Origin of the sequence: Pseudomonas sp. SED1 (assembly GCF_034044025.1) — a bacterium.
Taxonomy (GTDB): Bacteria; Pseudomonadota; Gammaproteobacteria; order Pseudomonadales; family Pseudomonadaceae; genus Aquipseudomonas.
The window spans coordinates 1-8,172 of record NZ_JAXCIS010000107.1 but is presented as its reverse complement, the minus strand read 5'-3'; the positions used below and the strand labels follow the sequence as shown (position 1 = coordinate 8,172).

Sequence of the window (8,172 nt, the reverse complement as noted above, 5' to 3'; positions counted from 1 at the left end):
GTGTTGATAGCTACATCTTCAAACGGGACCGACTACTGCCATGACCGAAGACACCATCAAACGCCGCGCCAAAGGCCTCGACCGGGCGTTCGATATCCTCGATTTCCTCAAGGAAATCGGCCAGCCCCTGCGCCCGAATGATATCGCCAGCGGCATCGGCAGCCCCAAATCCACGGTCTACGAACTGGTGGCCTCGCTGCTGGAACGGCGCATCCTCGAAACCGTCGGCAAGGACGGTCACGTCTACCTCGGCCGTCAGCTGTACTTCCTCGGCCAGGCCCACCTGCGCCATTTCGACCTGACCCGCGAAGCCGACCACGCCCTGCAGGAAATCGTCAGCCAGACCCACGAAACCGCCCAGATGTGCCTGCTCAATGGCCGCAAATACACCGTGGCCCTGATGCGTGAAGGCGAGCGGCATTTCCGCATTTCCTCAGACATCGGCGAGAACGCGCCCATCCCCTGGACCGCCTCCGGCCGCCTGCTGCTGGGCCACCTGAGCGACCAGCAAATCATCGACCTGATCGACTACGACGACTTCATCCTCCCGGACGGTCAGCGCCTGCCTCTGGAAACCTTCCTCGGGCAGATCCGCCAGGCCACCCTCGACGGATTCTTCTCCTTCGACAGCGTCGCCGACACCTTTACCCATTGCTTTGCCGCCCCGGTTCGGGACGCGCAAGGCATCAGCATTGCGACCCTGTGCATCGTCGCCCCACGGGCCGATGCCATCAAAAACTACAACGACTATCGCCGGGTGCTGATCGACAGCGCGAACAACCTGGCCCGTCGCATCAACGAATAGGAAACCCTTATGTCTGCCTTCAATGCCGTTGAAAAAGGTGCCGCCCCGGTCGGTGCGCACTTGGTCCGTGACGTCAGCCTGCCGGCCCTGGTGCTGCACCGCGATGCCCTGGAGCACAACATCCGCTGGATGCAGGATTTCGTCAGCAACAGCGGCGCGCAACTGGCGCCCCACGGCAAGACCAGCATGATGCCGGCGTTGTTCCAGCGGCAGATCGAGCAGGGCGCCTGGGGCATCACCCTGGCCAACGCCGTGCAGACCCGCGCCGCGTATGCCGGTGGTGTTCGCCGGGTGTTGATGGCCAACCAACTGGTGGGCGCGCCGAACATGGCGCTGATCGCCGACCTGCTGGCCGACCCTGAATTCGACTTCCACTGCATGGTCGACCACCCGGACAATGTGGCCGACCTGGGGTTGTTCTTTGCCGCCCGCGGCTTGCGCCTGAACGTGATGATCGAATACGGCGTGGTCGGCGGCCGTTGCGGTTGCCGCACCGAACAGCAGGTGCTCGACCTGGCCAAGGCAATCAAGGCCCAGCCGGCGCTCGCCCTCACCGGCATCGAAGGTTACGAAGGAGTGATCCACGGCGAGCACGCCATCAGTGGCATCCGCGAATTCGCCGCCTCCCTGGTACGCCTTGCCGTCGACCTGCAAAACAGCGGCGCCTTTGACCTTGGCAAGCCGATCATCACCGCCTCGGGTTCCGCCTGGTACGACCTGATCGCCGAATCCTTCGAAGCCCAGAACGCCGCTGGCCGCTTCCTCAGCGTATTGCGCCCGGGTAGCTACGTGGCTCACGACCATGGCATCTACAAAGAAGCGCAGTGCTGCGTACTCGACCGTCGCAGCGACCTCAACGAAGGCCTGCGCCCGGCGCTGGAAGTCTGGGCGCATGTGCAGTCGCTGCCGGAGCCAGGCTTCGCGGTGATCGCCCTGGGCAAGCGCGACGTTGCCTACGACGCCGGCCTGCCGGTGCCGCTCAAGCGCTACAAGGCGGGCGTGCTGCCGGCCGAGGGTGATGATGTGACCGCGTGCAAGGTCACCGCCGTGATGGACCAGCATGCGTTCATGGTCGTCGCGCCAGGGGTTGAGTTGCGCATTGGCGACATCATCTCCTTCGGCACTTCCCATCCGTGCCTGACCTTCGACAAGTGGCAAGTGGGTAATTTGGTGGATGAACAGTTGCAGGTAATCGAAAGCCTGCATACCTGCTTCTAGACCTAATCGTGCCCTTCGCGAGCAAGCCCGCTCCCACATTCGACCGAGTTCCTTCAGTTGAAATGCAATCAAATGTGGGAGCGGGCTTGCTCGCGAAGAGGCCCTCCAGTACATCGAGAGACCCCCTGGCATGAACACACAACCGCGCATCGCCCTCATCGGCGAATGCATGATCGAACTGCAACACCGCGCCGACGGCAGCCTGCAACAAAGCTTCGGCGGCGACACCCTGAACGCCGCCGTCTACCTGCGCCGCGAACTGGGTGAACCCAGCACCGTCGACTACGTCACCGCCCTGGGCGATGACAGCTTCAGTGACGCCATGTGCAAACACTGGGCTGAAGAAGGCCTTGGCCTGGGCATGGTCCAACGCCTGCCTGGTCGGTTGCCGGGGTTGTACTGCATCCAAACCGATGCCAACGGCGAGCGAAAATTCCTCTACTGGCGCAACGAAGCCGCCGTGCGCGACTGCTTTACCACGCCGGCGGCCGAGCCGATCCTGGCGGCGTTGTCGGCGTACGACGTGGTGTATTTCAGCGGCATCACCCTGGCGGTATTGGGCGAAGTCGGCCGTGCACGCCTGCTGGAAACCCTGGTCGAAACCCGCCAGCGCGGTGGCAAGGTGGTGTTCGACAACAACTACCGGCCGCGCTTGTGGGCCAGCGTGGAAGCTGCGCGCACGGCGTATCACCGGGTATTGGCCGAGGTAGATATTGCCTTGCTGACCGAGGATGACGAGCGCGCATTGTTTGGTTATGAGGACAGCGACCAGGTGTTTGCGGCGTATCCGGGCATTGCCGAGGTGGTGCTGAAACGTGGCGCGGATGCGTGTTTGATTCGCTGTGAAGGTGAGCGATTCGAGGTGCCGGCGTTGGTGGTGGAGAAGGTGGTCGATACGACTGCGGCGGGGGACTCGTTCAGTGCGGCTTACCTGGCCAGTCGGCTCAAGGGCGGCTCGCCGCAGGAAGCAGCCTTGGCCGGGCATCGGCTGGCGAGCCGGGTGATTCAGGTGCCAGGAGCACTCATTCCCCGAGACTAACGCTATCTATTGTGGCGAGGGAGCTTGCTCCCGCTGGAGTGCGAAGCGCTCCCGGCTTTTTTGGGGCCGCTACGCAGCCCAGCGGGAGCAAGCTCCCTCGCCACAAAAAAGCCATCAATCCCGGTAAAACACCTGCACCAAGTGATACCCAAACTTGCTCTTGATCGGCCCATGAACCACCTTCACAGGCTTCTTGAAGATCACCGCATCAATCACCCCCACCATCTGCCCCGGCCGCACTTCACCCAAATCACCGCCGCGCTTGGCAGAAGGGCAGGTGGAGTACTTCTTGGCCAACACGTCAAACGCTTCGCCCTTGGCAATACGCTGCTTGAGCTGTTCGGCTTCTTCACTGGTTTTCACCAGAATGTGACGGGCTTGGGCTTTCATTGATCGGTCCTGATGTGAAACGGCGCGCGATTATGCCTGAAGTCAGGCCTCTGAGCTGATCATGCTACGGATTTTGTTAGCCAGCAGATCGATCGAAAACGGCTTGGCTACCATGTCCATGCCTGCCTCCAGGAACCCTTGGCGCTCGGCGGCTTTCTCGGCATATCCGGTCATGAACAATACCTTGAGCTCCGGCCGGTGTTGCCGGGCGATTTCTGCCAGTTGCCTGCCGTTCATCCCCGGCAAGCCCACATCGGTCACCAGCAAATCCACCCGCAGGTCGGACTCCAGCAGCGGCAGCGCCGCCCGTGCATCGGCCGCCTGATGCGCGGTGTAACCCAGCTCATCCAACACATTCACCACCAGCATCCGCACCGCCGGGTCGTCCTCGACCACCACCACAGCTTCGCCTTCCAGCGCTACCGGGGCTTCGCCCTGACTGGCGGGCACCGTCCTTTCCAGCGCGGTGCCATGCAGGCGCGGCAAGTACAGGCGCACGCAAGTGCCCTGGCCCGGCTCGCTCTGAATGGTCACGTGGCCGCCGGATTGCTGGGCAAATCCATAGATCATCGACAAGCCCAGGCCGGTGCCCTGGCCGATGGGCTTGGTGGTGAAGAACGGGTCGAAGGCCTTGGCGAGGATTTTCGCGGTCATGCCGGCGCCGTTATCGCTCACGCCGAGCATCACATAATCGCCGGCCTTGACCGGCTCCAGGGTGGTGATGTCGGTGCCGTCGAGGTAACTGTTGGCGGTCTCGATGCACAATTGACCGCCGTCGGGCATGGCATCCCGGGCATTGATCACCAGGTTGAGCAGGGCGTTTTCCAACTGGCTGGCGTCGGTGTTCACCGGCCAGATGTCGGTGCCCAGTTGCACCTTGAGTTCGATGTGCGCGCCCTTGGTGCGGCGGAACAGGTCTTCCAGGGACGCCACCAACTGATTCGGATCTACCGGCTTGGGGTCCAGGGATTGGCGGCGTGAGAACGCCAGCAGGCGGTGGGTCAGCGCAGCGGCACGATGGGCCGAGGACACGGCGGCGTCGGTGAAGCGGCCGATCTCGTCGCTGCGTCCGGCAGCGATGTAGCGTTGCATCAGGTCCAGGCTGCCGATGATCCCGGTGAGCATGTTGTTGAAGTCATGGGCGATGCCGCCGGTGAGTTGGCCGACCGCTTCCATCTTCTGGGCATGGCGCAGGGCGTCTTCGGCGCGCTCGCGCTCGAACATCTCGTTTTGCAGGCGCTGGTTGGCTTCGGCCAGGGCCTGGGTGCGTTGGTTGACGCGCTCTTCGAGGTTTTCGTTGAGGTGACGCAGGGCTTCTTCGGTCAGTTTGCGCTCGGTCTCGTCGATCACAAAAATGTAGAAACCGTTGACTGAACCGTCAGCGCTGAAACGCGGCAGGTACTTCATCAGCGCGTGGCGGGGGCGGCCGTCATGGTGTGGCGTGACGGTGACAAAACTGCAGGCCTTGCCCTTGAGCGCCGCCTCGATCTTGTCGACGCGCCCGGCATAGATTTCGTCGCCCACGACTTCGCGGATGGTCTTGCCGTACAGCTCCTGCGGGGTCATGCCGTACCAGTCCAGGTAGGCGCTGTTGTTCAGGCGAAAGCGCTGCTCGTGGTCGACATAGCCAATCAGCACCGGCATGGCGTTGATGATTAGTTGCAGCTCGGTCTGGCTTTGGCGCAGGGCCTGTTCGGTGTGCTTGCGTTCGGTCAGGTCGAGGGCGGCACCGAGAAACCGTGCCGGTCGGCCATGATGGTCCTTGTAGCAACGGCCCCGGGCAAACACCCAGCGCACTTCGCCGTCGGCTTGCAGCAGGCGATATTCCTCGGCGTATTCGGTGCCGTGGGTGATGCAATGCTTGATGCTGCGGGCCACCATGCCACGGTCTTCGGGGTGCACGCCTTGCAGGTAGTCGCTGATGGGCAGCAGGCCGGCATCGCAGGGATCAACCCCGTGCAGTTGGGCGAAATGTGCGTCGGCGATAAACCGGTCTTCGCCAATGTCCCAGTCCCAGGTGCCCACGGCGTCGGTGGCGGCCAGGGCCAGTTGCAGGCGCTGCTCGGTGTTGCGCTGGGCCTTGAGGCTGTTTTCGGTGCGCTGCTGGAGTTCCAGGGCGATGCGCCGGCGCTCGTTGGTTTCGATGGCGGTGATCAGGATCCCGGCGACCTCACCGCGCTCATCGCGAATCGGGCTGTAGGTCAGGTCCAGCCAGATCTCGGTGTCGCGGTGGTTGCGTTGCAGCACAAAACGCTGCTCGGTGAACGTGCGCACCTGGCCCGCGAAGACGGCGCTGTAGATCGGATCGGTAAACGGCTTCAGTTCCGGCCAGATCAAGTCGGCAGGCTGGCCGAAGGCGCCAGGGTGCTTGTTGCCGGCCAGCAGGGCGAAGCCGTCGTTGTAGATCTGAGTGAGTTCGGCGCCCCACAGCAACAGCATCGGCATGGGTGAATGGATCACGATGTCGACGGCTGTACGGAGGCTTTGCGGCCAATCAATGGCGTCACCGAGAGGGCTTCGTGCCCAGTCCAGCCGCGCAATCAGTGCCGCGGCCTCGCTGCCGGTGGGTGATACGTTCATGTAAATGCCCTGCGCGTAACGCTTGAATAATGACAAAAGCCGATTATCCCGCGAGGAGAGATCGGCTTTCCACCCTCGAAAAATAGCATGCTTGAGGGTTTTGTCTTCAAATGAGTGCTTAAGCGCTAAAACGTTTCATCTTTCTGCCAGCTCCGGGCGATCACGAAACTGCTCCATGGCTTCGGGGTTGGCCAGGGCGTCGGTGTTCTTCACCACTTCGCCATGCACCACGTTGCGCACCGCCAGTTCGACGATCTTGCCGCTGATGGTGCGCGGGATGTCCGTCACCGCCAGAATCTTCGCCGGCACATGGCGCGGTGTGGTGTTGGCGCGTATCACCTCGCGGATCTGTTGCTTCAGGGCGTCATCCAGTTCGACGCCGTCGTTGAGCCGCACAAACAGCACCACCCGCACGTCATCCTGCCAGCGTTGGCCGATGGCCAGGCTTTCCAGCACCTGCGGCACTTTTTCCACCTGACGGTAAATCTCTGCGGTGCCGATGCGCACGCCGCCGGGGTTGAGCACGGCGTCTGAACGGCCATGAATCAGCAGGCTGCCATTGGGGCGTTGTTCGGCGTAGTCACCCTGGGCCCATACACCGGGGAACTGGCTGAAATACGAGGCCCGCAGTTTTTCCTGGTGCGGGTCATTCCACAAGCCGATAGGCATCGCCGGGAAGTGCCGGGTGCACACCAGTTCGCCTTTTTCGCCTACCAGCGGGCGGCCCCGGTCGTCCCAGACTTCGATGGCCATCGCCAGGCTCTTGCACTGCATCTCGCCACGCCGCACCGGCAGCACCGGGTTGCCGATCACGAAGCAGGAGACGATATCGGTACCGCCAGACATCGACGACAGGCACAGCTCGGGCTTGATCTCGCGGTACACGTAGTCGTAGCTCTGTGGCGACAGCGGCGAGCCGGTGGAGATCAAGCCCTTGAGGCTGCTCAGGTCATGGCTCAGCCGCGGTTGCAGCCCGGCCTTTTCCAGGGTGGCGAGGAACTTCGGACTGGTGCCGAACACGCTGATTTTTTCCTGGTCGATCAGGTCCATCAGGCGTTCCGGCCCCGGGTGAAACGGTGAGCCGTCATACAGCACCGCCGTGGCGCCGATGGCCAGCACCGACACCAGCCAGTTCCACATCATCCAGCCGCAGGTGGTGTAGTAGAACAGGCAGTCATCCCGGGACAGGTCTGCGTGCAGGCCGTGTTCCTTGAGGTGGGTGAGCAACACGCCGCCGGTGCCGTGGATGATGCACTTGGGCACGCCGGTGGTGCCGCTGGAATAGAGGATGTACAGCGGATGATCGAAGGGCACGGCGACGAAATCGGGTTCGCCGCCGGGGGTGTAGAAGTCGTCCCAGAGTGCAACGTTGGCCCGGGTCTGATAATCCTCGGGACGCGCTTGCGGGCGGGCGTACGGCACGATGATCAGCTGTTGCAGGGACGGCAGCCGCTCGAGGATTTCATTGAGCTTGCTGCTTTGGTCGATGACCTTGCCGGCGTAGCGATAACCGGCGCAGGTGATCAGCACCTTGGGTTCGATCTGGCCGAAGCGGTCGATCACGCCCTGGGTGCCGAAGTCGGGCGAGGAGCATGACCAGATCGCGCCGAGGCTGGTGGTGGCGAGCATGCCCACCAGAGTTTGCCAGGTATTGGGCATGCACGCTGCGACCCGGTCACCTACGCCCACACCAGCCGCCCGCAGGCTGCGTTGCAGGCCGGCGACGTGGTGGGCCAGTTCGGCGTAGGTCAGTTGTTCGCGCTGGCCGTCTTCGCTGATGGCGACCACGGCGGGATGATCGTCGCGACGGCGCAGCAGGTGCTCGGCAAAATTCAGAGTGGCTCCGGGAAACCACTGGGCGCTGGGCATCTCGGCGTCTTCGATCAGTACCGCGCTGGGTGGCGTGCGGAACTGCACCTCGAAAAACTCGACAATGGACTGCCAGAAATCCGGGCGCTGGTCGATGCTCCACTGGTGCAGGGCCGGGTAGTCGCTGATCTGCAAGGCATGGCGATCATTGATGAAGCGCCGGAACTGATCCATCCGGGTGTTGTGGATGCGTTCGGAGGAGGGTTGCCAGAGTATTTCGGACATAAGGAAATCTCTTTTTTATTATCTGATCTATCAAGCGACACCGTTC

General features: G+C 62.6%; 6 protein-coding genes. 3 read left to right on the top strand and 3 right to left on the bottom strand.

Going from position 1 to position 8,172, the window contains the following annotated elements; genetic code table 11:
- Positions 1–40 precede the first annotated feature (40 nt).
- The 3 genes from SNL23_RS14025 to SNL23_RS14015 all read left to right on the top strand — a co-directional run bounded on the left by SNL23_RS14025 (position 41) and on the right by SNL23_RS14015 (position 3,062).
- Positions 41–805 carry an IclR family transcriptional regulator gene (locus SNL23_RS14025; RefSeq protein WP_003208002.1) on the top strand — a complete coding sequence of 255 codons (765 nt, stop codon included), beginning with the start codon at positions 41–43 and terminating at the stop codon, positions 803–805.
- A 9-nt stretch (positions 806–814) separates the two neighbouring features.
- Positions 815–2,023: an amino acid deaminase gene (locus tag SNL23_RS14020; RefSeq protein WP_076016317.1), complete on the top strand. Its 1,209-nt coding sequence runs from the start codon at positions 815–817 to the stop codon at positions 2,021–2,023.
- A 130-nt stretch (positions 2,024–2,153) separates the two neighbouring features.
- Entirely contained in the window at positions 2,154–3,062 is a 909-nt protein-coding gene (locus tag SNL23_RS14015) for a sugar kinase (RefSeq protein WP_318302506.1), read from the top strand.
- 114 nt (positions 3,063–3,176) lie between these two features.
- Here the strand turns inward: SNL23_RS14015 and SNL23_RS14010 are convergent, their stop codons facing one another.
- The 3 genes from SNL23_RS14010 to SNL23_RS14000 form a co-directional block, all read right to left on the bottom strand.
- Entirely contained in the window at positions 3,177–3,452 is a 276-nt protein-coding gene (locus SNL23_RS14010; RefSeq protein ID WP_010173346.1) for a peptidylprolyl isomerase, read from the bottom strand.
- 42 nt (positions 3,453–3,494) lie between these two features.
- Complete coding sequence (locus SNL23_RS14005) at positions 3,495–6,032, bottom strand: PAS domain-containing hybrid sensor histidine kinase/response regulator (RefSeq protein WP_076016439.1); 2,538 nt, start codon at positions 6,030–6,032, stop codon at positions 3,495–3,497.
- Between the two features lie 135 nt (positions 6,033–6,167).
- Positions 6,168–8,126 carry an acetoacetate--CoA ligase gene (locus SNL23_RS14000; protein ID WP_318302505.1) on the bottom strand — a complete coding sequence of 653 codons (1,959 nt, stop codon included), beginning with the start codon at positions 8,124–8,126 and terminating at the stop codon, positions 6,168–6,170.
- Positions 8,127–8,172: the final 46 nt, after the last annotated feature.

What these genes read in the sequence shown, in the direction of transcription:
- SNL23_RS14010 (WP_010173346.1), bottom strand. Translation starts at nt 3,452, where the DNA reads ATGAAAGCCCAAGCCCGTCACATTCTGGTGAAAACCAGTGAAGAAGCC.
- SNL23_RS14020 (WP_076016317.1), top strand. Translation starts at nt 815, where the DNA reads ATGTCTGCCTTCAATGCCGTTGAAAAAGGTGCCGCCCCGGTCGGTGCG.
- SNL23_RS14025 (WP_003208002.1), top strand. Translation starts at nt 41, where the DNA reads ATGACCGAAGACACCATCAAACGCCGCGCCAAAGGCCTCGACCGGGCG.
- SNL23_RS14000 (WP_318302505.1), bottom strand. Translation starts at nt 8,126, where the DNA reads ATGTCCGAAATACTCTGGCAACCCTCCTCCGAACGCATCCACAACACC.
- SNL23_RS14015 (WP_318302506.1), top strand. Translation starts at nt 2,154, where the DNA reads ATGAACACACAACCGCGCATCGCCCTCATCGGCGAATGCATGATCGAA.
- SNL23_RS14005 (WP_076016439.1), bottom strand. Translation starts at nt 6,032, where the DNA reads ATGAACGTATCACCCACCGGCAGCGAGGCCGCGGCACTGATTGCGCGG.